The organism is Actinomyces culturomici (genome assembly GCF_900499005.1).
In the GTDB taxonomy this organism is placed as follows: Bacteria; Actinomycetota; Actinomycetes; order Actinomycetales; family Actinomycetaceae; genus Pauljensenia; species Pauljensenia culturomici.
Genome location: NZ_LS991317.1, coordinates 282,163 through 305,360, shown reverse-complemented (window position 1 = coordinate 305,360; position 23,198 = coordinate 282,163). Strand labels below are relative to the sequence as shown.

Below are 23,198 nucleotides of genomic sequence, written 5' to 3'. Positions count from 1 at the left end.
GCTCATTGTCACACTGATACTCTCGCCGTCCTGAAACTCACCATCTCAGCTGCGCGATCGCAGTCATCAATTGCTCGAGCGCCCACGACCACTCGATGCGCTCCTGCTCGAGACGCACGCCGCCGTCCTCGTGGACTGCCTCCCAGGCGACCCTCTCCTCCGCGGTAAGTAGCGAGGGCGGAACGGACCAGGTCTGGGGATCGGGAACAGACAAATCTCGATATCGACCGAGCGTTCCCGCATCCATCATGAGCGAGCGGACATCGCGGTGGTGATGACGGAGGCGATGGAGGATAGTGAGTCCGTCCGCGTCGAGGTCGCCCCAGTAGAGCAGAGGAATATCGACGGCCCAATTCAGAGACTCGACATGATCGATCGCATAGCCTCCACCATGAACTGCGACGACACCGTCCAGATCAGGCAGAGCGAAGAGGGTCTGCTTGTTCTCGAGTACGAGGAGGACCCGCGGACGCGAGTCGACGTCACCGGAGGACTCCCACAGCTTGCCGAGTTCCCCGGTGTCGAGCATCGCATGTCGGATACCCATGGGCCGCAGCAGCGGATCGGCGAAGACGACATCGCGCGGGCGAGGCAACGAAGCGACTCCGAAGTCGGTTCCACCCGGGCGATGCAAGACTTCGCGGGCACCGCCGAGCAGCGCGGCGATCAGCCGACGGTGCCGCTCCACCCACTTCGAATCGACGCCCGCAATAGGAAGCTGCCGCATGTAGAGGCCCGAATCGGGGTGGTCGAGGAACCAGCGAGTGACGGCGATCGCCCGAGCGAAATCGGGATCCGCGGCAACCCGCAGATCGCGGGCGCACGACTGCATCGCCCGGGCCAGAACTTCGGCGCCGTCGATGCCACGGGCACCTTCAGCGTTCTCGACGAGCATCTCGCGAAGCCCGGTGAGGCGCGATGTGAGGAGAGACCAGTCCGCCGATCGTCCGGCGAGCGCGGCGAGCGCACTCGCCGAGTGCACGTCGAGGGAGCTCGGCACACGCTGTCGTCCTAATCCACGCCATCGTCGTTCCTCCCAAAGAACTTCGCAGCCGATGGGCATGTGCGCCGACGTCCATGCGGTGATCCACTCGGCAACGCGGCCGCCCTCGTTGAGGGCGAATGACGCAGTGGGCGGGTGAAGCTGGAACCTCAGGTGGAGAGCGCCATCGCTACCGTCAACGTGGGAGGCGAGAAAAGCGAAGGCGTGGCGATCGTAGGTCTTCTGCGCCCAAGAGCGAGCCTCCTGGAGTCCTCTCATAGCCTCCCCTCCGTTCGAGAATCGGCCCCGTCCTCGTCGATTGGCGTCACCCTGGTGAACGAGATGGACGACAGACGCGAGGCGTCGCCCGTCGGGTTCGAAACGGTGACCGCACCACCGACGTGCCGCGCGATCGTCTGAAGCATCTTGAGGGGCGTGGCGAGGAGGAGCTGGAATCGGAACTGGTCGAAGACCGCGAGACCCGCCTCGGTGAACTCGGCATCCGTCTTGTCGAACGCCTCGTCGAGAGCGACCGTACCGTAGCGGGGGATCTCGCGTCCCACATCTGCGAGCTGGTAGCGCAGGGCCGCGACGAGGCAGAAGGTGACGAGCTTCTGCGATTGTCCACCCGAGCGCCCGCCGCTTCCTTCATACACATCGGTCTGAACGCCCTGGGAATCGTGTTCGATCGCTCGGAACGAGACGTGCGCGCGTGTGTCGAGCACCCGATCCCGCCACCTCCGGTCCGCCGGATCAGCGGACCCGAGCCGTTCGAGAACCTTCTTCATGAGGAGGAACCGCTGCTCCGCCTGAGCGGAACTCTCCGCCGCCGAGTTGAACGCACCCGACGTGATCCGATTGAGGTCATCCGTGAATGCGCGGACCTCGCTGCTGATCCGGGGAGAGGGCTCGATCCGCAAGTAGCGATGCCGCCGCCTGTCGAATGGCGTGAGTGCCAGGGACGCGTTCGCCGGCTCGATGGACTTGCGGACGTGCGCGAGACTCGACGCGATCTCCTCGCGGATTCGCCCGAGGTTGTTCTGCGACTGCTCGGCGAGGAGGCGACGGAATCGGCCCTCGAACTCCGGGAGGCGGTCCGTCTGCAATTGCTCGAGAACGGCGAGGAAGTCCGGTGCCGACGCTGGTGTGTCGGGGACGAGGTTCGCCACCTTGCCGGGCCAACGAGACGCATAGGTGAGCTGGGCGTTCGAGATCCTCCGATCGAGGCCTGCGAACTCCTTGTGCGCATCATCGAGTTCGCGCGAGAGGATCGCGCCGATCTGATCGGTCACGGTCGTCACCGAGTCGGCGTCGATGTGGCGCTTGAGGTGGGTGGCGCGCTCACGAAGGCGCCCCTCGACTTCGGGATCGACGGACGCTTCGTTGAGATCGGATCGCGCCCGGGCTTCGCGTTCCTCCAAGTCGGAGACTCGGGATTGCGCGCGGCCGACGTTCGTCGTCGCGATCTTCTCGGTCGCCTGCGAGGACTCTGCGCGCTTCGTGAGCTCCTCGAGACGCTGTCGCAGGATCGGCACCTCGGAGTTCGCGGTCTCGAGGTCGGTGATGCGCTGCTCGGCGAGCTTGAGCGCCCTGCGTCGTCCCCCGACATCGATGGTCTCCCAGGACGTCTCCTCGAGGACCTTGAGCTCCGAGATCCGCTCGACCCGCTCCTTGTCCTGCGCGTAGAGACGTTTCACAACCGATTCAGCCGCCTGGAGCGACTCCTGCGCTGCACGGGCGCGTCCGAGGAGCTCATCAAGGAGGTCATCGTTCGATGTGCCGATACTCCACTTCGTCCGATCATTGATCGGTGTCGTGTCATCCTTCGTGAAACGTCGACCGGCTTTCACCGTGCCGCGAATCGTCACGGCCCTGTCGAATCGATTGAGCTCGTCGGCATCGAGGACGCACACGTGGGGGAAGCGCACAGCGACTTCGCGCCGGATCCACTGCTCGAACCGCCCCGGAGCGACGCGGAGCTTTCTCGCGGCAGATCGCGGGTCCGTTGACGGAACCTCCTGATTCCCCTCCTCCGGACACTGGAAGACGAGCCGGATGCCGAGATGCGTTGCGTCGATGAAGCGTCGCGCATCCTCGAATATCTCCGGCGCGATGAGAAGTGTTCGGGCGAATCCCGACATGAGGCGCTCGATGGCACCCTGCCACTCGATCTCGGCCACGTCCATGAGTTCGCCTGCGAAGGGGAGCATGCTCGACGGCACTTCAAGGGCCCGAGCGATTCGGTCGCGCCGCTCGGTGAGCCTCCGATCAATGCAGCTTCGGCCCTCCTGCCGGGCTCTCGTGTCCTTTTCCAACTCGGCAAGGGCCGCACGGGCCCGGTCCCGCTGAGCGATCGCCTCCTCGAAGGCCTGCGAGCCGCGTTCAGTCGCGAGGCGTTCGCGCACGTGTTTCACCTGCTCGATGACCTGCGCGAACTCCGCACGCGAGGAGGGAACGGCCGGCGCCTCCTCGATTCGCGAGAGCCGCGAGAGGAATCCGCTTGCCAGGCTCTCGGTGTGTGCGAGTTGCTCCAACGCCTCATCGCGCTCGCGCAGCGCCCTATCGATATCCGCGCCTCCGCGCTGCATGAGGTCGGCTCTCGCACGGTCCCGCGCCTCGAGATCTTCGCGGGCGCGGGCCTCGGCCTCCTGCTGCTCGGCTTCCCTCGCGGCCAATTCAGTGCGCGCACGCGCCAACTGTTCCCCGATATCGGTCAGGATGATCCGAGCTCGAAACGCGGGAAGCCCTTCACGATCCGCCTCCCGCTTCGCAATCTCGTCGATGAGATCGGTGCGCCGCGCCCAGAATCCATGGAGGGGGCGGAGAACCTCCACCTGGTCGCGCGCGTCGACGACTGCCTCATGGGCTTGGTTGAGATCGTCGAACTCACTCACCGCGTGATCCGCCGCCTCAAAAGTGCTCGGCTGATCGAGCATGAAGGAACGAAGGAGCTGATCGAGGCTCCGCATCGACTTCGCCGAAAGCGCCTTGTGGAGGAGCTTCTGCGCGGTCTCGCGTCCAATGCCGGTGCGCTTGCGGAGTTGCGGGCCGAAAGCGGTGTACGAGTCGAAGAAGACTCCTTCCGGGAAGGCCGCCTTGAGCCGCTTCTTGTCGATCCCGGAAAGGACGACGCCGATCCAGTCGGGGAGCTCGACCGGATCCGAGGTGAGGGCGTAGATGCTCCGCAAGTCCTGAGCCGCCCGTGAAGCCCCTTTCACATGGAAAAGACGAACCGCCGAGACGACGCCCCCGATGCCGTTCTCCCACGTCATCGAGATCCCAGCGCATGTCGGCCCCGTGCGGAGGTAGGAGGTACGGATCTCCTGGGTGTCGTCGTCCGTGTAGTTGCGGTGCGCGCCCCGGACGTACGACATGAGCGTGCGCTGATCGTCTCCGGTTTGCGAATCCGTCGCCGCCGAATTGAAGTGGGCATCCTGAGGGGCGATCATGATCGCCGACATCGCGTCGAGAAGAGAGGACTTCCCCGATCCGGATTCGCCCGTGAGAAGCAGGCCGGCGCGGGGAACGTCGATCGAGTGGTGACCGCAGAAGGTTCCCCAGTTCGTCACCTGCAGCCGGGAAAGACGGAATTGGCCAGGAGCCGGCACATCCTCGTCGAGTCCTTGAGCGTCGAGCGCGTCGAAGAGATTCGCCTCGTCTCCGAGGTTGGGCCGGTCGGTCATGAGTCCTCCTCATCGCGGATCCTGCGGTATTCCTCCTCGATGCCCGAAACGAGGTCGGCGGTGACGATGAGCCCGAGGATCGACATGATCTCGTATCGCCCCTCGGTGTCCGTCGCGTCGAGGAGGGCATACCTCGCGAATCGGTCGACCGCGGCTTTCACCCGCTTGGAGGCGAGGGCTCGGTCCTGATTGCCGTCGACGCGGTACTGCTGGATGTGCTCAACGAGCTCATCGAGGCCGACGAAGGCGCGCTCATTGTGCGCAGCAGCTCGCAGGAGAAGATGTCGAAGGTGAAGCAGTAAGGCCGTATCCACGAAGCTCAGCGACTGCTTCCGCATCATCTGCGGGATATCGTCGACGTCGGAAGAAGCGTTTCTTGCGAAGGCGACCTCACGGTCCTCGTCGAGTGCGAGGTCGAGGTAGAGATCGGCGAGGCGCGAGCGGATGATCGCCTCGTGCGCAAGAAGAACGGGCCACAGGTTCGGCGTCCGACGAGCCGAGACATAGGGGCCGCGAATGAGCTGGACAAGGGTGGAGCGGACCGGCGCCGGAAGCATTCCGGTATCACCGGGCCACAGTCTCTCGGTGCGCGGCGCCTCTTCGTCGGGAACGGAGTCCCCCTCGGACCGGGCGGCGTCATGTGCGTCAGGCGGTGCCATCAAAGGCCTCCTCGAAGAAGTAGCTCGGCGTCATGCGGGCCTCGACCCGTACACCCTGCCAGGTCCACTCCAGGTCCTCTCCGGCTTCGATCGGCGTGCCATGGCGCTGCCCGAGGATGTGGAGCCCGATCACCGATGCGAGCCCCTGTGTTGCGGGGAAGCGTTGAAGGACTCCACCGATCGAGGCGGGGGTGTCCTCGTCGAGAGTGCGGCGGACGTGATCAGTGAGCTCATCGAAGTCGATCTCGTACTCGCGGACCGAGGCGCGAAGAGCCTCCCAGTCGATCGTTGAGGGGGGAGCGGATTCGATGGGAACCTCCGCCTGAACCTCGGAGGGGACGTGGAGGCTGAGGCGACCGACGGAGAGCATCTCGGGGGAGGTCAGTTCGATGCTCGCCTGCATGTGGTCGTGGAGCCTCAGGACTGGAGCGGCATCAAGGCCGGCGCGCTGGGCGCGGCGAATGCGTTCGGACAGTTCGCGGAACTCCTCGAACTGGCGGGACTGGGCGAATTGACGGAGCGACCTCGAGAAAGAGCTCATCGAGCGGGCGACGACGAAAGACTCCGCCCGCAGTTTCACGTAGTAGTCCCGCAGGTAATCGACTTCATCCAGATCGACGGAGGAAATGAAGTCGCGCGTGAGAATCCTCGCCACCGCATCCTCGAAGAGGGCATGCGATTCGTCGTCCATGAGCAGCGAATAGAAGGCGTTGAAGGATCGCCATTCAGGGCTCTCGCGGATCTCATCCATGCCACGGAACACCGAGTCGAGGACGTCCCCCTGAACGAGATCGTCGTCGATGAGGCGGATTCGCAGTTCGCGGCCCAGGCGTTCCATCGCATCTCGGACGCGAGCGAAATCAGAAGGGACGTCTCGGGCATCCGCGAGGACTTCCGTAAGGAAGGCCGCCGCGGAATCCGCATTCATCGCCGTGAATTCACCGCGTCGGGTGGCTTCGATTTGACGATCGATTCGAGTTCGCTCTGCTTCCAGAGCGCGAAGACGTGCCGAGATCGAATCGTCCGTATCGGTTGCGAGGCGTTCTAACGAGCTGAGGATGGAGGCGAGGCGCGACTCCGACACGCCAGCTCTCGGAGCGAGGATCCTTTCGAGGAATCGGATCGCTTCGTGCCCGGGCGCAGATAGCTCGAAGATCTCGCCTTTTCCGATCGGCGCCGGCCGACGCATGAGATAGCCCGCTTTCACCCATTCCATGCAGTAGTGCTGGGCAGTGCCGGGAAGCTCGAAGCCGTGGCGGCGGAGCTCATCGAGATCGTCGTCGACGAGGGAATAGAGCTCCGCGGCAGGAAGTGAGGCTTCGTTGCCCCCAAGATGCTCGAGAAGGATCCCAAAGACGACCGGCATCGTCGGCTGGCGCATGAGGGCGAGAACGGGTGAATCCTCTCGCTGGCGCTGCATCCGGAGTGAATGAGCGATGGCGGACAAGGGGTTCACCTCCTCGTGACCAGCGTGGAATCGTCTCGACGGTCTGATTGTGACAACTGTACAAAGCCGCATGGGCAACTGAAGGCGGCGTTCGCCCCTCCCCAGCCGTCGCCGGTGCGTTCCTCATCGCGAGACGAAGGTCGCAGGATCGTGCGCCTTCGGCTTCCTAGCATGGGTGGTACGGGCGTCAACGGCGACGCCCGCACAGAGAAGGACCTCCCATGACCGGCGCGCGCGTCGGCGGGATGAGGACTGAACGGATCCTCGCCACGCCCTTCACCATCGGAAATCTCGCCCTGAGGAATCGGACCGTCATGACCCCGATGGGCACGGACCTCGCGAACCTGGACGGCACTCCTGGAGACCGCCTCCTCGCCTACTGGATGGAGCGCGCCGAGGGCGGGTGCGGGCTCCTCATCGCGGAGATCACCCGCATCAACGACGTCCACGGAGCGGGCACCGTCCACCAGCTCTCCGTCACCCGCGACGAGCACGTCGCGCCGCTTCGCGAGGCGATCGAGAAGATCCACGCGACGGGCGCGAAGTTCTTCGTTCAGCTCCATCACCCCGGCTCGGAGGGGATCCCCGCGATGTGCGCGGGCGGAACGACCGTGTCGCCCTCGGGAGTGGTCGTCCGGACGACCGGGGCGACGACGCGCGCGCTCGAACTCGGGGAGGTGGAGGCCCTCGTCGACGACTTCATCGCCGGCGCGAGGCGCGCGCGATGACGGAGCCGTCGAGGTCCGAGGCTGCGAGGCGCTCGCCCGAGAGGAGCCGCCGGGGCGCCCCGACGAGGAGGTCGTGGTCGAGGCCGATTCCCTCGAGGTAGAAGGCGCGGAAGGGGTCGTTGCCCTCTTCGAGGAGCGAGGCGGCCCGCTTGCCGAGCGAGTAGACGCCGCGGGACTCCTTGAGGACGCCGAAGGCCGCGCCCGCGTCGAGCCAGGACTCGAGGGCCGATTCCATTCCGGGGGCGATGCCGAGCGCCCTGCCGAGTTCCTCGGCGGTGCCGGGACGGTCGCGCATGATGTCGAAGAAGCCCGACTCGAGGCCGGCCCCCATGTAGGCGAAGCGCAGATAGGCCGGGCCCTCCATGCCGAGGCGGGCGACCTGTCCGAGCCAGCGTCGGCGAGCAAGGGCGAGGAGAACGGTGAGCATGGGGATTCCCTCCTGTCGGCGATCGGTGTGGATGAGCCGCATGGCCCGCGCAAGCGCGCGGATCTCGACGTCGATCATCGACGAGGACGCAGGGGGCGCTGCGCGAATGGAATGACGAGCGGATGCGTCGACGACATCCCGCAGGGACACGGTGGTGCGAGAGACCTCGTGACAGATGCAAACGTTTGCGTTAGCATCGTCGAACAGCGCCCGCGATGGAACGCCGAGCAACGACGCCCGGCTCGCGCGACGAGCGCTCCGCTTCTTGAAGGAGACGCGCATGCTCAAAGGAATCGATCCCCTCCTCAACGGGGATCTGCTGAAGGTCCTCGACGACATGGGGCACTCGGACACGATCGCCATCGTCGACGCGAACTTCCCCGCCCATCGAGTCCACGATCGGGTGATCGATCTGCCGGGCGTCGGCATCGTCCCCCTCGTCGAGGCGATCGTCTCGGTTCTCCCGCTCGACGTCGAAATCGCCCCGAAGATGATGGAGTCGAACCTCGATCCGCGGCCCGCGGTCGAGGACGAGATCCAGGCCGCGGTCGGCGGGCGCGAATGCGAGATGATCGATCGGTGGGCGTACTACGACCTCGTGAAGAACGCCTACGCCGTGGTGTCGACGGGGGAGATGCGCCTGTGGGCGAACATCGTCCTCTACAAGGGGCTCGTCACCGATCCCGCCGACCCGTCGGCGCGTCAGTTCGAGGAGGTCTGAGTCGTGAGCATCGCCGTCATCGGATCGAACAACACCGATCTCATCACCTACATCACGCGCCTGCCCATCGAGGGCGAGACGATCGAGGCTCCGGACTTCGAGATCGGCTTCGGGGGGAAGGGATCGAATCAGGCCGTCGCGGCCGCTCGCCTCGGTACCGAGGTCGTCATGGCGACCTGCGTGGGCGACGACTCCTTCGGCGCGTCGACGATCGAGAACTACCTCGCGAACGGCATCGACGTCTCGCTCGTCAAGCAGGTGCACGGGACCTCCGGGGTGGCGCCAATCTTCGTCGATCCCGAATCCCACAATCGCATCATCATCGTCAAGGGCGCGAACAACGGACTCCTCCCGGAGGACGTCGAGGCCGCCGCAGAAGCGGTCGCGCGCACGTCCCTCATCGTGTGCCAGCTCGAGATCCGGATGGAGACCGTCGTGGCCGCCATCGAACTCGGAGAGAGACTCGGCATTCCGGTCCTCCTCAATCCGGCTCCGGCGACGAAGGAGCTCGATCTCGGAGTCGCCGCCAAGTGCGCCTACGTGATGCCGAACGAATCCGAACTCGCCCTGCTCACCGGGATGCCGACGGAGACGGACGACGAGGTGCGCGCGGCGGCCAACGTCCTCCTCGAAGCGGGATGCCGCAACGTCATCGTCACGCTCGGAGCGAAGGGCGTCAGATGGTTCTCCGCCGAGGGCGATGACATGCGCCTCGAGGAGTTCCCCGCCGATCCCGTCGACACGACCGGCGCGGGGGACGCCTTCATCGGCTGCTTCGCCCACTGCCTCTCCGAGGGCCTCCCGATCGCCGACGGTCTCGAGCTCGCCAATGCGTACGCCGCGTTGTCGGTGACCACGCGCGGGACTCAGAAGTCGTACCGGACGGCCGCGGAGTTCCGCTCCTGGCTCGAAGAGAGGGTGAGCGCTCTCGCCGAATCCCCGGCATTGCGCCATTGATAACGATTGCACAACATCGCGCCGATGTGCTCGACAGAGCGTGACGCGCAACATACCATCGTTCGTGTTCGTTCGAAGGGTCGGCTGAAATCCTCTGCCGATCGACGAATCCCCATCGCGGCGGGCCCGAAGGAGAGCCCGATCCGACAGGGGAATGACCACGACGGCGCGTTCCGGCGCGCCACGATCCCCATCAGTGTCGATGTGAATCACAAGGAGTGACCATGAAGTCCCGTTTCGCAGCCGCAAGTGCAATCGTTCTCACTTCGGCTTTCGCCCTCGCCGCCTGCTCCGGCGGCACGGGCACCGCCTCGTCCGATTCCGCCTCCTCGGGCGGCTCTTCCTCGTCCGCCTCCGGCAAGGACTACACGATCGCCATCGTCCCGAAGGACGCGACGAACCCCTGGTTCGTCCGCATGGAGGTCGGCGTCAAGAAGTACGCCGAGGAGACCGGCCTCAACGTCTTCCAGAAGGGCCCGGCCGAGACCGACGCCACCATGCAGGCCCAGGTCATCCAGGACCTCATCGCCCAGGGCGTCGACGCGATCGGCGTTGTCCCGGTCGATCCGGGCGCCATTGAGCCCGTGCTCAAGGAGGCCATGGACGCCGGCATCGTCGTCGTCACGCACGAGGGCGCCTCGCAGGAGAACACGATGTACGACATCGAGGCCTTCAACAACGCCAAGTACGGCGCCTTCATCATGGACAACCTCGCCAAGGCGATGGGCGAGAAGGGCACCTACACGACGATGGTCGGCCACGTGACGAACGCGTCCCACAACGAGTGGGCCGATGGCGCGGTCGCGCGTCAGAAGGAGGCCTACCCGAACATGCAGCTCCTCGAGGCGGAGCCCCGCGTCGAGTCCCAGGACAACGGTGAAACCGCGTACCAGGTCGCAAAGGAGGTGCTGAAGAAGTACCCGGAGGTCACCGGCATCCTCGGCACGTCCTCCTTCGACGCCCCCGGCGTCGCGCGCGCGATCGACGAGCTCGGCCTGCAGGGCAAGGTCTTCACCGCCGGAACCGGCATGCCCGCCGCCAACAAGGAAATCCTCGACAAGGGCCTCGTCGCGGCCCTCACCCTCTGGGATCCCGCGGACGCCGGCTACGCCATGGCCTCGCTCGCCACGAAGATCCTCGACGGCGAGAAGATCGAGGACGGGATCGACCTCGGCCCCAAGGGCTACCAGATGCACTTCGCCGAGGGCTCGGACAAGGTCCTCGAGGGCGACGGCTGGATCCAGATCACCAAGGAGAACGTCGACAGCTTCGGCTTCTGACGTTTGCGCGGGGCGCCGAACCCCTGTTCGGCGCCCCGCATTCCGCGCATCAGGGCGCGCCCCCGAGCGATCGGGGGCGCGCCGCGGGCCTGGAAGGAATCGATCAATGGAATCCCCCCTCATCTCAGTGAAGAACGTCAACAAGACGTTCGCGGGCGTCCACGCCCTCAAGGACATCAACCTCGACATCGCGCCCGGCGAGATCCACTGCCTCGCCGGCGAGAACGGCTCGGGCAAGTCCACCCTCATCAAAGTCATCTCAGGCGTCCACGAGCCCGACTCCGGCATCATCGAGATCGGTGGCCGCCAGTGGACGAAGATGACCCCGCTCGAGGCCATCGGCGCCGGCGTGCAGGTCATCTACCAGGACTTCTCGGTCTTCCCGAATCTCACGGTCATGGAGAACCTTGCGCTCACCACCGAGGTCGCGGCCGGACGGAAGATCGTCAACTGGAAGCGCTTCAGGAGCATCGCCGAGGAGGCGGTGGCCAAGATCGGATTCCGCGTCGACCTCGACGCCAAGGTCGGCGATCTTTCAGTCGCCGACAAGCAGCTCGTCGCCATCTGCCGCGCCCTCATGTCGGACGCGAAGCTCATCATCATGGACGAGCCGACCACCGCCCTCACGAAGCACGAGGTCACGGCGCTCTTCACCATCATCTCCGACCTCAAGTCGCGCGGTATCGCGATCCTCTTCGTCTCCCACAAGCTCGAGGAGGTCTTCGAGATCTCCGAGCGCTTCACCATCCTCCGCTCCGGCGAGAAGGTCATCACCTGCGAGCGCGACGAGCTCGACCGTCACAAGTTCGCCAAGTACATGACGGGCAAGGAATTCGACGAGACCCGATTCGTCGCCGACCGCGTCACCGACGAACCCGTCCTCGAGGTGGAGAACCTCGGGTCCGAGGGGGCTTTCGCCGACGTGAGCTTCTCCCTGCGCGGCGGCGAGATCCTCGGCATCACCGGCCTCCTCGGATCGGGACGCACCGAACTCGCCCTCGCCCTCTTCGGATCGCTCGCGACGAACGCCGGATCGATCCGTGTGAAGGGCGAGGAGGTGCACCTGCGGAACGTCCAGGACGCGATCGACGCCGGAATCGCCCTCGTCCCCGAGGACCGACTCACGGAGGGCCTCTTCCTCTCGAGGTCGATCGGGGAGAACATCGTCATCTCCGAGCTGTCCGAATTCGCCGGAGCCCTCGGTGTCCTCGACAAGAAGGGGATCGCCGAGGAGGAGCGCCGCTGGGTGAAGGACCTCGAGGTCGCGACCCCCGATCCGGACAACGCCGTGAACACTCTTTCCGGCGGCAACCAGCAGAAGGTCGTCCTCGCGAAGTGGCTGGCGACGAAGCCGGACGTCCTCATCCTCAACGGGCCGACGGTCGGCGTCGACATCGGGTCGAAGTACACGATCCACTCGATCCTCCAGCGCCTCGCCCGCGAAGGCATGGCGATCGTCATCATCTCCGACGACATCGCGGAGGTCCTCACCAACTGCTCGTCGGTCCTCATCATGCGCGGCGGACGGATTCGCGAGTCCATCGATCCCGCCACGACGGCCGAGGCGGAGCTCGGCGAACTCATGTCGCGCGACGTCGCAGCGGAAGGAGCGAAGTGAAATGACATCCCTCAAGACGAAGATCCTTCGGGCGAACGAATTCTGGGTCTTCCTCGTCATCGTCGCCCTCGCCCTCGTCATCCAGGCGCGATCCGGCCAGTTCTTCTCCGCGAACAACCTCGTCGATCTCGCGAACGCGATGGTCGTCCCCGGTCTCTTCGCCGTCGCCGCGCACCTCGTCCTCGTGTCGGGCGGTATCGACGTCTCCTTCCCGGCGCTCGCCTCGCTCGCCGTCTACGCGACGACGCGGTTCCTCGTCGATCAGGGCTACAACGGGCCGGTCATCGTGCCGTTCCTGCTCGCGATGCTGCTCGGCGCACTGCTCGGCGCGTTCAACGGCCTGTTCACCTCGTGGCTCACGGTGCCGACGCTCATCATTACGCTGGGCACGGCGAACGTCTTCTCGGGCGTCATGCAGGGCGCGATGAAGTCGGTCCAGATCCCCGATATCCCCGCGTCGATGAAGGCCTTCGGGGAGTCCTCGCTCTTCACGGTGAAGAACCCCGAGTCGGGCCTCCAGTCCGTCATGCCGACGAGCTTCCTCATCTTCGTCGCCGTTCTCGCGATCGCCTACTTCGTCACCCGCTACACGATGTTCGGACGCGGGATCTTCGCGATCGGCGGGGACGAATCGGCCGCCGAACGGGCGGGCTTCAAGGTTCGCCGCACGAAGTTCTGGCTCTACGTCATCGTCGGCGTGATCGCGGCGCTCGCCGGCATGGTCCGCACGACCTCGATGGGGCAGATGCATCCGACGAACCTGCTCGGCATGGAGATGATGGTGATCGCCGCGGTTGTCCTCGGCGGCACCGCGATCACCGGGGGGACGGGATCGCTCACGGGCGTCGTCCTCGGCACCCTCCTCATCGTCATCGTCCAGAACTCGATGATCCTCACCGGCATCCCCACCTTCTGGCAGGGCTTCGCCCTCGGCCTCCTCATCATCGTCGGCACCGGCGTCTCCGCCGTCCAGGTGGCGAGGTCGAAGCGGGCCAAGGCCTCGATCCTGTGAAAGGAGAACGCGATATGACCACCTCATCAGCGCCCGCGCGCAAGGGGCTCTCTCTGCCCTCCTTCCTCCAGAAGGACTCGTACATGACGAGGCTCATCCTCGTCCTCGCCCTCCTCCTCGTCTTCTTCGCGATCATCCGCCCCGGGCCGTTCTTCGCGACGCGAACATGGGTGTCGATGGCGATCCAGTTCCCCGAGTTCGGCCTCATGGCCCTCGGCGTCATGCTGACGATGTTCACCGCGGGCATCGACCTCTCGGTCGTCGCGATCGCGAACGTCACCTCGATCTGCGCGGCGCTCGTCCTTCGAGCGGTGCTGACGGGCGACGCGACTCCCGGATCCATGGGGCTCGCCGCCGTCATCGCGCTCGCGATCGCGCTCGCGGTCGGCGTCGTGTGCGGGGCCTTCAACGGCTTCCTCGTCGCGACGCTGAAGATCCCGCCGATCCTCGCCACCCTCGGCACCCTCGAACTCTTCGGCGGCGTCGCGATCATCCTCACCGGCGGCAAGCCGGTGTCGGGCGTTCCCAAGGCCTACGGCGCGGTGTTCGCCGCGAGAATCGGCGGGCTCATCCCGATGGCGCTCATCATCTTCATCCTCTGCGCGGTGATCGTCGGCCTCATCCTGTCGCTCACCGGATTCGGCACGAAGATCCTCCTGCTCGGCACCAACGAGACGGCGGCGCACTTCTCGGGAATGAAGATCACGAGCCTCCTCATGAGGACGTACATCCTCTCCGGGATCATGGCGGCGATGGCCGGACTCGTCATGCTCGCGAACTACAACTCCGCGAAGGCCGACTACGGGGCGAGCTACACGCTGCTCACGGTCCTCATCGTCGTCCTGGGCGGAGTCAACCCCAACGGAGGCAAGGGCCGCATCGCGGGCGTCGTCCTCGCGATCGTCATGCTCCAGGTCCTCTCCTCGGGCCTCAACATGTTCCCGAACATCTCGAACTTCTACCGTCCGCTCATCTGGGGCGGCGTCCTCCTCTTCGTCATCTGCGCGAATGAACTCAATGGGAGGAACCCGTTCAAGGGACTCCTCCGAGAAAGGAAGAACTCATGAAGACCGTGAGAAGCAAGCACATCGTCGTGGGCGCCGACTTCGCGGGATTCCCCCTCAAGGAGGCGGTCAAGGCCCACCTCCAGGAGCGCGGGTGGACCGTCACCGACCTCACCCCCGATCTGGAGGCGACGCCGATGTACCACCGCGTCGGCTTCGCCCTGGGCGCGAAGATCGCCGAGGGCGAGTTCGAGCGGGCCCTCGCGTTCTGCGGAACGGGGATGGGCATCCACATCGCGGCGTCGAAGGTCCCGCACGTCCACGCCGCGGTCTGCGAGACGGTGCCCTCCGCGAAGCGTGCGGCGGCCGCGAACAACGCGAACCTCCTCGCCATGGGCGCCTTCTACGTGGCGCCCCGCACGGCGATGGCGATGGCGGACGCCTTCCTCGAGTCGGAGCTCGGCACGGGCTACGAGGATTGGGACGGCTTCTACGACTACCACCGCATCGGCTACGACGAGTGCGAGAACTTCGACTACGACGCCTACAAGGCGAACGGCTTCGAGGTTCCGAACCCGCAGTCGGCGGTCCTCGCCGACCAGCCGAAGGGCCTCGCGTACTGACGCGTCTCGTGTTCAGACGGTCCGCCCCCGAGATCTCCGCGACCGCGGCGGGTCCGGGGGCGGGCTCCTTTTTTCGGGGCAGCCTCCCCGATCGACGAGGCCGGGGCGGAGGCGCCTGAGGAAGGGGAGGGACTCGGACGCGGCGTCGTGGGCGGCGGAGCCGCGGAGAGGGTCAGAAGGCGTATCCGGTGGATTCTCTGACGATGAGTTCTCCGCGGACGGCGATCCGCTTCTCGGTCGGCTCCTCCTCCGAGAGGAGGATGTCGACGCCGCGATGGGCGATCTCGGCGAGAGGCTGGCGGAGGGTGGTGAGGGAGGGCCGCATGAACTGGGCGAACTGAATGTCGTCGAAGCCCGTCACCATGACGTCCTCGGGGATGCGCAGTCCGCGGTGGCGGAGCTCGGTGACGGCGCCGATGGCGATGAGGTCGTTGAGGCAGACGACCGCGTCCCACCGATTCCCCCGGGCGAGCAGGGCGCGGATCGCATTACGGGCGGAATCGACGGAGAAGTTGCACTCGACGACGTCCGAATCGCGCAGGCGCATGTCGAACTCCTCGGCGGCGGCCCTGGCCTCGCGGACGCGCGTCACCGACGAGACGTCGGATCCCGTATTCGCCAGGAGCGCGATCCTTCGGGCCCCCTTCTCGCGAAGGTGCTCGAGGACGGACCGGATCCCGTGGCGATCGTCGACGCCGACCATCGGAAGATCGGGGAGCTGCACCGCACGGTCGAGTTGCACGGTGTGGACGAGGGCGGAGGTGCGCTCGACGGCCGGAGTGGAGAAGGTCTCGTGGCAGGGGACGAGGATGAGTCCGTCGACGGAGCCCCCCTCGAAGGTGCGGAGCTGGAAGTCCTCCTTGATCACCGACATCTGAGAATCGGAGAGGAGGAGCGAGAGGCCCCGTTCCGCGAGGCGGTGCTCGACCTGGACGACGAGCTCCATGAAGAAGGGGTTGGAGATCGAGGGGACGACCATCCCGATCTGCTTCGTCTTCGCGAGGCGGAGGGAGCGGGCGACCGGATTCACCCTGTAGCCGAGCTCCCGCGCCACCTGACGGACGTGGTCCCGGGTCTGCGCGCCGATGAGTTCGGAGCCCCGCCCGAGGGCGCGCGAGGCGGTCGATACCGAGACGCCGGCGGCGCGCGCGACGTCGACGAGGCGAGGGCGGTGCTTCTCGTCGATCGTCATGTCCTCAGAGTAATGGTCGGAAACGTGGGGGCGCGGGGCGTTCCGCCGGGATCGGACGGATCAGATGTCCCCGATGCGCAGAAGGGACTTGATCGCCCGGCGCTCGTCCATCGCGGCGTACGCCTCCTGGACCTCGTCGAGCGAGAAGGTCTTCGTGAACACCCGTCCGGGATCGATGGCGCCGGCGAGGACGGCGTCGAGGAGGACCCCGCGGTCGTGCGTCGTCACGGAAGCCGGGCCGCCGCGCAGCCCGATGTTCTTCCAGAAGAGCGGGGCGAGGTCGATCTCGACGAAGTGGGGGACTCCGACTCGTCCGACGACGGCGCCCGGCCTCGCGACGCCGATGGCCGTCGCCGTCGCCTCGTTCGACCCGACGCACTCGAGAACGGCGTCGGCGCCCGCCCCCTCCGTGAGATCGAGGACCTCCGCCACGCCCTCGTCGCCCCTGGCGGCGACGACGTCGGTGGCGCCGAACTCGCGGGCGAGGGCCTGACGGTCTTCGTGCCGACTCATCGCGATGATCCGCTCGGCGCCGCGCATCCCCGCCGCGAGGACGCCGCACAGGCCGACCGCGCCGTCGCCCACGACGACCGCGGTGTCGCCGGGCCCGACCTCGGCGGAGAAGGCGGCGTGGTAGCCGGTCGCCATGACGTCGGAGAGCGTGAGGAGGGAGGCGCGCAGGGCGTCGGAGAAGGCGGCGGGGTCGCCCGGGACGACGACGAGCGAGCCGTCGGCGTTCGTCGCGCGCATGAATTCGGCCTGGTAGCCGGCGTTGCCGCCGCCCTCGGTATTCGCGCAGTTCGCGTCGAAGCCCGCCCGGCACGCGGGGCAGTACCCGCAGCCGTGGGTGAAGGGCACGACGACGAAATCGCCGGGCTTGACGCGGGTGACGGCGTCGCCGACCTCCTCGACGACGCCGGTGGCCTCGTGGCCCGTGAGGCCGGGGGTGCGCGGGGAGATCCCGCGGTACCACCACAGGTCGGACCCGCACACGCACGCGTCGACGACGCGGATGATCGCGTCGGTCGGCTTCTCGATGACGGGGAGCGAGGCGTTCTTCACGACCATTCGGCCGGGCTCGACGAAGAAGGCAGCGCGCATGAGGGCTCCTGGGGTGGGGGAGTGGGTGTCGGGCGGCGACGACTTCGCCCGACGCTCCAGACTAAGCCCGCGACGACCTCGGGCGGTGACTACTCGGTAAGGGAGACGTCAGGCCGTCCAGGCCATCGGATCGTCGACGAGGCGCTGGAGGATGCGCAGCGCCGCGCCTCGGACGCCGAGATCCTGCGAGTCCTTGAGGATCTCGACGGCGGGCTGCGACCAGGAGGCCTGGAGGACGCGCTTCGCGATCTCCTCGCGAGCGGGTTCGAGGACCCATTCGCCGACTTCGGCGACGATGCCGCCGATGAGGACGAGGGGGATGTCGACCGAGTTGATGACCGCGGCGAGGGCGCGCCCGAGCGCGGCCCCGCCCTCGTGAAGCGCCTCGAGGGTCGCGGCGTCGCCGGCGAGGGCGGAGGCGCGGATGTCGGAGATCGTCGCGCCCTTCGGGAGGCCCGCCCTTCTCGCGAGGGCGCGCAGGCCGAGGTAGGCCTCGAGGCAGCCGGTCGCGCCGCAGGAGCACGGCGGACCCGCGGGGTCGGCGCAGATGTGTCCGATCTCGCCGGACCATCCGCGCGCGCCGCCGAGCGGGCGGTGGTCGACGATGATGCCGGCGCCGATCCCGACCTCGCCGGACACGTAGACGAAGGAGGCGGGTCCGGAGGGGACGCCGGGCAGCGGGTTGGCGACGGCGAACGCCGACAGATCGGCCTCGTTCGCGACGATGGCGGGATAGACCTTCGCGAGCGGGGCGAGGAGCTGCTCGAGCGGGACGTCGCACCAGCCGAGGTTCGGGGCGAGCGCGAGTGAGGCGGGGGAGACGAGGCCGGGAAGCGCGAGGCCGGTGCCGAGGAAGATCGCGCCCTCGGGCAGGGAGTCCTCGACGAGGGCGTTCGCGATGCCGGCGAGACGGGTCATGACCTCCGCGGGTTCGGACCCCGCGGAGTCGGTCTCGACGTGGGCGGCGCCGATCTCCTCGCCGGCGAGGTCCATGAGGACGGCGTCGAGGCTCGAGATGTTGACCTCGAGGCCGAGGGCGACGGCTCGCCCGGGGGCCGGGGTGAGGCGGTTGGCGGGGCGGCCGCGCCCGCCCGAGGGCGGTTCGAGTTCGAGGACGAGGCCGGCGCCGATGAGTTCGTCGACGAGTCGGGAGACGGTCGCCCGGGTGATACCGGTCGCCTGCGCGATGCCGGAGCGCGAGATCTCGCCGGGCGCGGCGAGGATCTGGCGGAGCGCGAGGGAGAGGTTCATGGCGCGAAGGCTCTCGGCCTTCACGCCCGACATCGCGCGTTCGGCGGGGTTGAGCGGAGATCGGTGGGTCACTGCGGCGTGACGGCGAGCTGCGGGCGGCATGCCCTTGACTCTAGTGCATTTCGACCACTATGTTTTGTTATGTAACAAAAACCCGCCCACTGATCCTCAGAGAGGCACCCATGTCTGACAATCTCTGGAACATCGAGAAGATCCCCTACGTCGGAACAGAGTCGCTCCGCCAGGGCCTCGGCTTCCGCTACTACGACGCCGACCGCGTCGTCGCCGGCAAGACGATGAAGGAGTGGCTGCGCTTCGGCGTCGCCTACTGGCACACCTTCGAGCAGCGACTCGTCGACCCCTTCGGCGAGGGCACCGCGCAGCGCCCCTTCGATGGCAAGTACTCCAAGCCCCTCGATCTCGCGCTCGCGAAGGTCGACTACGCCTTCGACTTCTACAAGGCCCTCGGCGTCGAGTACTTCTGCTTCCACGACCGCGACATCGCCCCCGAGGGCGACACCCTCCGCGAGACGAACGCCAACCTCGACAGGGTCGTCGACCGCATCGAGGAGCTGAAGAAGGACTCGGGCATCAAGCTCCTGTGGAACACCTCCTCCCTCTTCACCAACCGCCGCTTCCTCTCCGGCGCCGCGACCTCGCCCTTCGCCGAGATCTACGCCTACGCCGGCGGCCAGCTCAAGCACTCCCTCGAGATCGCCAAGCGCCTCGGCGCCGAGAACTACGTGTTCTGGGGCGGCCGCGAGGGCTACGAGAACCTGTGGAACACCGACCTCAAGCGCGAGCAGGACCACATCGCCCGCTTCTTCCACATGTGCGTCGACTACGCCGCCGAGATCGGCCTCGACGCCCAGTTCATGCTCGAGCCGAAGCCCAAGGAGCCGACCGCTCACCAGTACGACTTCGACGCCGCTACCTCGATCGCCTTCCTCCAGAGCTACGACCTCGCCGACAAGTTCAAGCTCAACCTCGAGGGCAACCATGCGAACCTCGCCGGCCACACCTACCAGCACGAGATCCGCGTCGCCCGCGCCGCCGGCATGCTCGGCTCGCTCGACGCCAACCAGGGCGACAAGCTCATCGGCTGGGACATCGACGAGTTCCCGTCGGACCTCTACGAGACGACCGCCGTCATGCACGAGGTCCTCGCCGAGGGCTCGATCGGCCCGCACGGCGGCCTCAACTTCGACGCGAAGCCGCGCCGCACGTCCTTCACCGCCGAGGACCTCTTCCAGGCCCACATCGTCGGCATGGACTCCTACGCGGCCGGCCTCCTCGTCGCGGCCCGCATGCACGAGGACAAGTTCATCGAGGATCTCGTCGGCGAGCGCTACTCGTCCTTCGACTCCGGCATCGGCGCGACCGTCGAGGACGGCACCGCCACCCTCGCCTCCCTCGAGGAGTACGCCCTCGACGTTCCGCAGGCCGACCTCGTCGCCGCGGTGAAGTCCGACCACCTCGAGGCCGTCAAGGCGACGATCAACAACTACATCGTCGACACCCTTGGCCGCGCCTGAGAAGCCCCCGGAGCGGGCGGCCCTGGAATACGCTTTCCAGGGCCGCCCGCTCCGCACTCATCCCGATGGCGGACTCCCCGCGCCCGCGGGCTCCGCGCTCGTCCACGACAAGGAAGTTCTGGAGACACCCATGAGCACCCGCCCCTACGTCGCCGGCGTCGACACCTCGACCCAGTCCTGCAAGGTCGTCGTCTACGACCCCGAGCACAAGGTCATCGTCCGCCAGGGCAAGGCCTCCCACCCCGACGGCACCGAAGTCGATCCCGAGAAGTGGTGGGAAGCCTTCCTCGAAGCGGTCGAGCTCGTCGGCGGCCTCGACGACGTCGCCGCCCTCTCGGTCGGCGGCCAGCAGCACGGCATGGTCCTCCTCGACGAGGGGGGCGAGGTCATCCGCCCCGCGCTCCTGTGGAACGACACCCGCTCGGCCGGAGCCGCCCGCGACCTCATCAGAGAGCGCGGCGCGGACGGGCGCGACGACGCGGGCTCGCAGGGCGTCGCCTGGTGGGCTGACGCCACCGGATCGGTCCCGGTCGCCTCCCTCACCGTGACGAAGCTGCGCTGGGTCGCCGACAACGAGCCGGAGAACGTCGCGCGCATCGCCGCGATCTGCCTCCCCCACGACTACCTCACGTGGCGGATCATGGGCCGCCCCTCCCTCGAGGCGCTCGCCACCGACCGCTCCGACGCCTCCGGCACCGGGTACATGGCCCGCGAGACCCCGACCTACCGGCGCGACATCCTCGCCTCCGCGCTCAAGATCTCCGAGGACGAGGCCGCGCGCATCGTCCTGCCGAAGATCGCGGGCCCGTGGGACGCGATCGGCCACGGCGACCCCGAGCGCGGCTGGGGCGAGATCGTCCTCGGCCCGGGCGCCGGCGACAACGCCGCCTCCGCCCTCGGCGTCGGCCTCGAGCCGGGATCGGCGCTCCTCTCTCTCGGCACCTCCGGCGTCGTCGCCGCGGTCTCGGCGACCTCCGTCGCCGACCCCTCGGGCCTCGTCACCGGATTCTCCGACGCCTCCGGCAACTGGCTCCCGCTCGCCTGCACCCTCAACGCCTCGCGCATCATCGACGCGATGATGAAGGTGACCGGACTCGACTACAAGGAGTTCGACGAGTACGCCCTCTCCGTCCCGGACGCCGGCGGCCTCGAACTCATCCCCTACTTCGAGGGCGAGCGCACCCCGAACCTTCCGGATGCGACCGCCGAGCTGCGCGGGATGACCCTCGCGAACTCCGACCGCGCCCACGTCGCCCGCGCGACCGTCGAGGGCCTCCTCGCCCTCATGCGGTACGCCCTCGACGCGATGCGCGCCCTCGGCGTGCCGCTCGACCGCGTCCTCATCGTCGGCGGCGGCGCGAAGTCGACCGCCGTCCAGGCGCTCGCGGCCGAGAAGCTCGACGCGACGATCGAGATGCCCGAGGCCGGCGAGTACGTCGCCCTCGGCGCCGCGAAGCAGGCCGCCCGAGTCCTCGCCGAGCGCGAGTGACCGGAACGAGGAGCGGAGGAGGGCTGCGCGTCTACGCGGCCCTCCTCCGCCGTCCCCGCGTCGCCCGTTTCCTCCTCGGAGGCGTCATCGTCCAATTCCCCTACGGAATGGTGAACATGGCGCTCCTCATCGGCGCGCGCGACGGCTACGGCTCCTATTCGAGCGCGGGCGTCGCCGCCGCGGTGATGTCGGTCGCCGGCGCCCTCTTCGGCCCGAACGTCGGGCGCGCGATCGACAAGTGGGGGCAGAAGCGGGTCGCGACCATGGTCGGCGCCTTCTGGCTCGCCTCGATCGCGCTCCTCGGCCTCGTCCTCGTCCTGCGGCCCCCGTATTGGGTGCTCGTCGCGGTCGTCGTGATGCTCGGCGTCAGCGTGCCCGGCGGCTCGCTCATCCGCGCGAGGTGGCGGGTCGCCCTGCGCTCCGATCCGGGCGCGATGCCCTCGGCCCTCTCCCTCACCTCGGTCGCCGAGGAGTGCATGTGGGTCCTTTCGACCCCAATCGCGACGGCCCTCGCGACCCTCGTGTCGCCGGTCGCGGCGCTCGTCTTCGGCGTCGCGACGATCCTCGTCGGCCTCCATCTCCTTCTCGGCGACTCGACCCACGAGCCGGCTCCGCTCGTTCCCGGGGCTCCGCTCCCGCTGCGGCGCCGGCGCGAGCCGAGCGATCCGACGATCGAGGACACCGCCGTCCTTCCCGGCGTCGCGGCTCCCGGCGTCGACGCCGACTACCCGCCGCTGCCCGGCTCCCTCCCCTCCGACGCGGAGGCCGATGGCGATCCGGATCGCGACGGCACTGCGAACGATCCGGCAGGGCACGCGTCCGCGCCCGAGGAGCGCCCCGCCCCGGCCTCGTCCACGAGGATCCACGAACGGCTGTGGACGCCGACTTTCGCGGTGCTCCTCCTCGTCCTCGTCTTCTACGGCGCCTTCCAGTCGACGACCGGCATCGCGATCGTCGCCTTCGCGCGCGAACTCGACGTCCAGGCGTGGGCGGGCACCGTCACCGCGTGCTTCTCCGGCGGCTCGATGATCGGCGCGCTCGTCTACGGGATGCGGACCTGGCCCGGCGCGCTGTGGGCGCGCTTCTACATCGGGCTCGCCGCGCTCGCCATCTCCTGCTCGCTCCTCGTCCTCGTCGACTCGATGCCCTTCGCCGCGGTCGTCATGCTCATCGCGGGACTCTTCCAGGCGCCGACGATCGTCAACATCAACCAGATCTTCATGCGGATCGTCCCGGCCGCCCGCTTCACCGAGGGCATGGCCCTCTTCGGCTCGATGTGGGTCATCGGGATGTCCCTGTCGAACATCGTCGCGGGCGCCGCGATCGACCGCTTCGGCGCGCGCGGCGGCTTCGCCACGGTCGTCGGGTTCGCGCTCGCGGCACTCGCGCTCGCGGTCGTCTCGATGCCGTCGGTACGCGGTGCGTTGCGGCGCTCGCCGGACCTTCGCCTGGGCGACGAGGGCGCAGAGCGGTAGCCGCACTCGTGGAA

Annotated in this window: 20 protein-coding genes and 1 pseudogene; 12 read left to right on the top strand and 9 right to left on the bottom strand. The window is 67.4% G+C overall.

All coding sequences use genetic code 11. The annotated features are described in order from the left end of the window. Positions 1-37: 37 nt before the first annotated feature. Positions 38-1,261 (bottom strand): DUF3322 domain-containing protein, encoded by a 1,224-nt coding sequence (locus DY157_RS08380; RefSeq protein ID WP_115728193.1) that lies wholly within the window; start codon positions 1,259-1,261, stop codon positions 38-40. Then, a complete protein-coding gene (locus DY157_RS11775) occupies positions 1,258-2,679 on the bottom strand; it encodes an SbcC/MukB-like Walker B domain-containing protein (RefSeq protein ID WP_235827138.1) in 1,422 nt (473 codons plus the stop codon). Before DY157_RS11775 ends, DY157_RS08380 begins: the two co-directional genes overlap by 4 nt. Positions 2,680-3,045: 366 nt before the next feature. On the opposite strand from DY157_RS11775, the gene DY157_RS11770 reads away from it, so the two are divergent. Continuing rightward, positions 3,046-4,188 (top strand): hypothetical protein, encoded by a 1,143-nt coding sequence (locus tag DY157_RS11770; RefSeq protein WP_235827137.1) that lies wholly within the window; start codon positions 3,046-3,048, stop codon positions 4,186-4,188. 258 nt (positions 4,189-4,446) lie between these two features. Here the strand turns inward: DY157_RS11770 and DY157_RS11990 are convergent. The 3 genes and pseudogenes from DY157_RS11990 to DY157_RS08365 form a co-directional block, all read right to left on the bottom strand. Further along, positions 4,447-4,665: pseudogene (locus tag DY157_RS11990) on the bottom strand (ATP-binding protein); the annotation flags it as partial. Continuing rightward, positions 4,662-5,324: a DUF4194 domain-containing protein gene (locus tag DY157_RS08370; RefSeq protein ID WP_115728191.1), complete on the bottom strand. Its 663-nt coding sequence runs from the start codon at positions 5,322-5,324 to the stop codon at positions 4,662-4,664. The gene DY157_RS08370 and the pseudogene DY157_RS11990, both read right to left, overlap by 4 nt. Beyond that, positions 5,311-6,771: a DUF3375 domain-containing protein gene (locus tag DY157_RS08365; RefSeq protein WP_160159494.1), complete on the bottom strand. Its 1,461-nt coding sequence runs from the start codon at positions 6,769-6,771 to the stop codon at positions 5,311-5,313. The genes DY157_RS08370 and DY157_RS08365 overlap by 14 nt, the downstream gene beginning before the upstream one ends. A 221-nt stretch (positions 6,772-6,992) precedes the next feature. Between DY157_RS08365 and DY157_RS08360 the strand changes: the two genes are divergently transcribed. Beyond that, positions 6,993-7,499: an oxidoreductase gene (locus tag DY157_RS08360; RefSeq protein WP_115728189.1), complete on the top strand. Its 507-nt coding sequence runs from the start codon at positions 6,993-6,995 to the stop codon at positions 7,497-7,499. Here the strand turns inward: DY157_RS08360 and DY157_RS08355 are convergent. Further along, on the bottom strand, positions 7,471-7,926 hold the full coding sequence (locus tag DY157_RS08355; RefSeq protein WP_160159493.1) for a hypothetical protein: 456 nt from the start codon (positions 7,924-7,926) through the stop codon (positions 7,471-7,473). The genes DY157_RS08360 and DY157_RS08355 overlap by 29 nt on opposite strands. A gap of 280 nt (positions 7,927-8,206) precedes the next feature. Between DY157_RS08355 and DY157_RS08350 the strand changes: the two genes are divergently transcribed. From DY157_RS08350 to DY157_RS08320, 7 genes are all read left to right on the top strand, one after another. Beyond that, positions 8,207-8,647, top strand: coding sequence for an RbsD/FucU family protein (locus DY157_RS08350; RefSeq protein WP_115728187.1), 441 nt, complete (start codon positions 8,207-8,209; stop codon positions 8,645-8,647). 3 nt (positions 8,648-8,650) lie between these two features. Beyond that, positions 8,651-9,604 (top strand): ribokinase, encoded by a 954-nt coding sequence (gene rbsK / locus DY157_RS08345; RefSeq protein WP_115728186.1) that lies wholly within the window; start codon positions 8,651-8,653, stop codon positions 9,602-9,604. A gap of 224 nt (positions 9,605-9,828) precedes the next feature. After that, on the top strand, positions 9,829-10,884 hold the full coding sequence (locus tag DY157_RS08340) for an autoinducer 2 ABC transporter substrate-binding protein (protein WP_115728185.1): 1,056 nt from the start codon (positions 9,829-9,831) through the stop codon (positions 10,882-10,884). A 106-nt stretch (positions 10,885-10,990) separates the two neighbouring features. Next, positions 10,991-12,502, top strand: a complete 1,512-nt coding sequence (locus tag DY157_RS08335) for a sugar ABC transporter ATP-binding protein (protein WP_115728184.1) — start codon at positions 10,991-10,993, stop codon at positions 12,500-12,502. A gap of 1 nt (position 12,503) precedes the next feature. Then, positions 12,504-13,514: an ABC transporter permease gene (locus tag DY157_RS08330; RefSeq protein ID WP_115728183.1), complete on the top strand. Its 1,011-nt coding sequence runs from the start codon at positions 12,504-12,506 to the stop codon at positions 13,512-13,514. A gap of 14 nt (positions 13,515-13,528) precedes the next feature. Further along, a complete protein-coding gene (locus tag DY157_RS08325; protein WP_115728182.1) occupies positions 13,529-14,581 on the top strand; it encodes an ABC transporter permease in 1,053 nt (350 codons plus the stop codon). After that, a complete protein-coding gene (locus DY157_RS08320; RefSeq protein ID WP_115728181.1) occupies positions 14,578-15,141 on the top strand; it encodes an RpiB/LacA/LacB family sugar-phosphate isomerase in 564 nt (187 codons plus the stop codon). Before DY157_RS08325 ends, DY157_RS08320 begins: the two co-directional genes overlap by 4 nt. 172 nt (positions 15,142-15,313) lie before the next feature. Here DY157_RS08320 and DY157_RS08315 read toward each other — a convergent pair whose 3' ends face one another. The 3 genes from DY157_RS08315 to DY157_RS08305 all read right to left on the bottom strand — a co-directional run bounded on the left by DY157_RS08315 (position 15,314) and on the right by DY157_RS08305 (position 18,787). Continuing rightward, on the bottom strand, positions 15,314-16,333 hold the full coding sequence (locus DY157_RS08315; protein ID WP_115728180.1) for a LacI family DNA-binding transcriptional regulator: 1,020 nt from the start codon (positions 16,331-16,333) through the stop codon (positions 15,314-15,316). 60 nt (positions 16,334-16,393) lie between these two features. Then, on the bottom strand, positions 16,394-17,434 hold the full coding sequence (locus DY157_RS08310; protein ID WP_115728179.1) for a zinc-dependent alcohol dehydrogenase family protein: 1,041 nt from the start codon (positions 17,432-17,434) through the stop codon (positions 16,394-16,396). A gap of 108 nt (positions 17,435-17,542) precedes the next feature. Then, on the bottom strand, positions 17,543-18,787 hold the full coding sequence (locus DY157_RS08305; protein ID WP_115728178.1) for an ROK family transcriptional regulator: 1,245 nt from the start codon (positions 18,785-18,787) through the stop codon (positions 17,543-17,545). A gap of 80 nt (positions 18,788-18,867) precedes the next feature. Between DY157_RS08305 and xylA the strand changes: the two genes are divergently transcribed. From xylA to DY157_RS08290, 3 genes are all read left to right on the top strand, one after another. Further along, positions 18,868-20,220, top strand: coding sequence for a xylose isomerase (gene xylA / locus DY157_RS08300; protein WP_115728177.1), 1,353 nt, complete (start codon positions 18,868-18,870; stop codon positions 20,218-20,220). A gap of 130 nt (positions 20,221-20,350) precedes the next feature. After that, positions 20,351-21,709 (top strand): xylulokinase, encoded by a 1,359-nt coding sequence (locus DY157_RS08295; RefSeq protein WP_115728176.1) that lies wholly within the window; start codon positions 20,351-20,353, stop codon positions 21,707-21,709. Further along, the gene (locus DY157_RS08290; protein WP_115728175.1) at positions 21,706-23,184 is read left to right on the top strand and encodes an MFS transporter; all 1,479 of its coding nucleotides are present in this window, start codon (positions 21,706-21,708) and stop codon (positions 23,182-23,184) included. Before DY157_RS08295 ends, DY157_RS08290 begins: the two co-directional genes overlap by 4 nt. The last annotated feature ends 14 nt before the right edge of the window (positions 23,185-23,198 follow it).

Excerpts from the sequence above, each read along its gene's own strand:
- DY157_RS08380 (WP_115728193.1), bottom strand. The coding sequence starts at position 1,261 with ATGAGAGGACTCCAGGAGGCTCGCTCTTGGGCGCAGAAGACCTACGAT.
- DY157_RS11770 (WP_235827137.1), top strand. The coding sequence starts at position 3,046 with ATGCGTTGCGTCGATGAAGCGTCGCGCATCCTCGAATATCTCCGGCGC.
- DY157_RS08370 (WP_115728191.1), bottom strand. The coding sequence starts at position 5,324 with ATGGCACCGCCTGACGCACATGACGCCGCCCGGTCCGAGGGGGACTCC.
- DY157_RS08360 (WP_115728189.1), top strand. The coding sequence starts at position 6,993 with ATGACCGGCGCGCGCGTCGGCGGGATGAGGACTGAACGGATCCTCGCC.
- DY157_RS08355 (WP_160159493.1), bottom strand. The coding sequence starts at position 7,926 with ATGCTCACCGTTCTCCTCGCCCTTGCTCGCCGACGCTGGCTCGGACAG.
- DY157_RS08350 (WP_115728187.1), top strand. The coding sequence starts at position 8,207 with ATGCTCAAAGGAATCGATCCCCTCCTCAACGGGGATCTGCTGAAGGTC.
- DY157_RS08340 (WP_115728185.1), top strand. The coding sequence starts at position 9,829 with ATGAAGTCCCGTTTCGCAGCCGCAAGTGCAATCGTTCTCACTTCGGCT.
- DY157_RS08335 (WP_115728184.1), top strand. The coding sequence starts at position 10,991 with ATGGAATCCCCCCTCATCTCAGTGAAGAACGTCAACAAGACGTTCGCG.
- DY157_RS08330 (WP_115728183.1), top strand. The coding sequence starts at position 12,504 with ATGACATCCCTCAAGACGAAGATCCTTCGGGCGAACGAATTCTGGGTC.
- DY157_RS08325 (WP_115728182.1), top strand. The coding sequence starts at position 13,529 with ATGACCACCTCATCAGCGCCCGCGCGCAAGGGGCTCTCTCTGCCCTCC.
- DY157_RS08320 (WP_115728181.1), top strand. The coding sequence starts at position 14,578 with ATGAAGACCGTGAGAAGCAAGCACATCGTCGTGGGCGCCGACTTCGCG.
- DY157_RS08315 (WP_115728180.1), bottom strand. The coding sequence starts at position 16,333 with ATGACGATCGACGAGAAGCACCGCCCTCGCCTCGTCGACGTCGCGCGC.
- DY157_RS08310 (WP_115728179.1), bottom strand. The coding sequence starts at position 17,434 with ATGCGCGCTGCCTTCTTCGTCGAGCCCGGCCGAATGGTCGTGAAGAAC.
- DY157_RS08305 (WP_115728178.1), bottom strand. The coding sequence starts at position 18,787 with ATGCCGCCCGCAGCTCGCCGTCACGCCGCAGTGACCCACCGATCTCCG.
- xylA (WP_115728177.1), top strand. The coding sequence starts at position 18,868 with ATGTCTGACAATCTCTGGAACATCGAGAAGATCCCCTACGTCGGAACA.
- DY157_RS08295 (WP_115728176.1), top strand. The coding sequence starts at position 20,351 with ATGAGCACCCGCCCCTACGTCGCCGGCGTCGACACCTCGACCCAGTCC.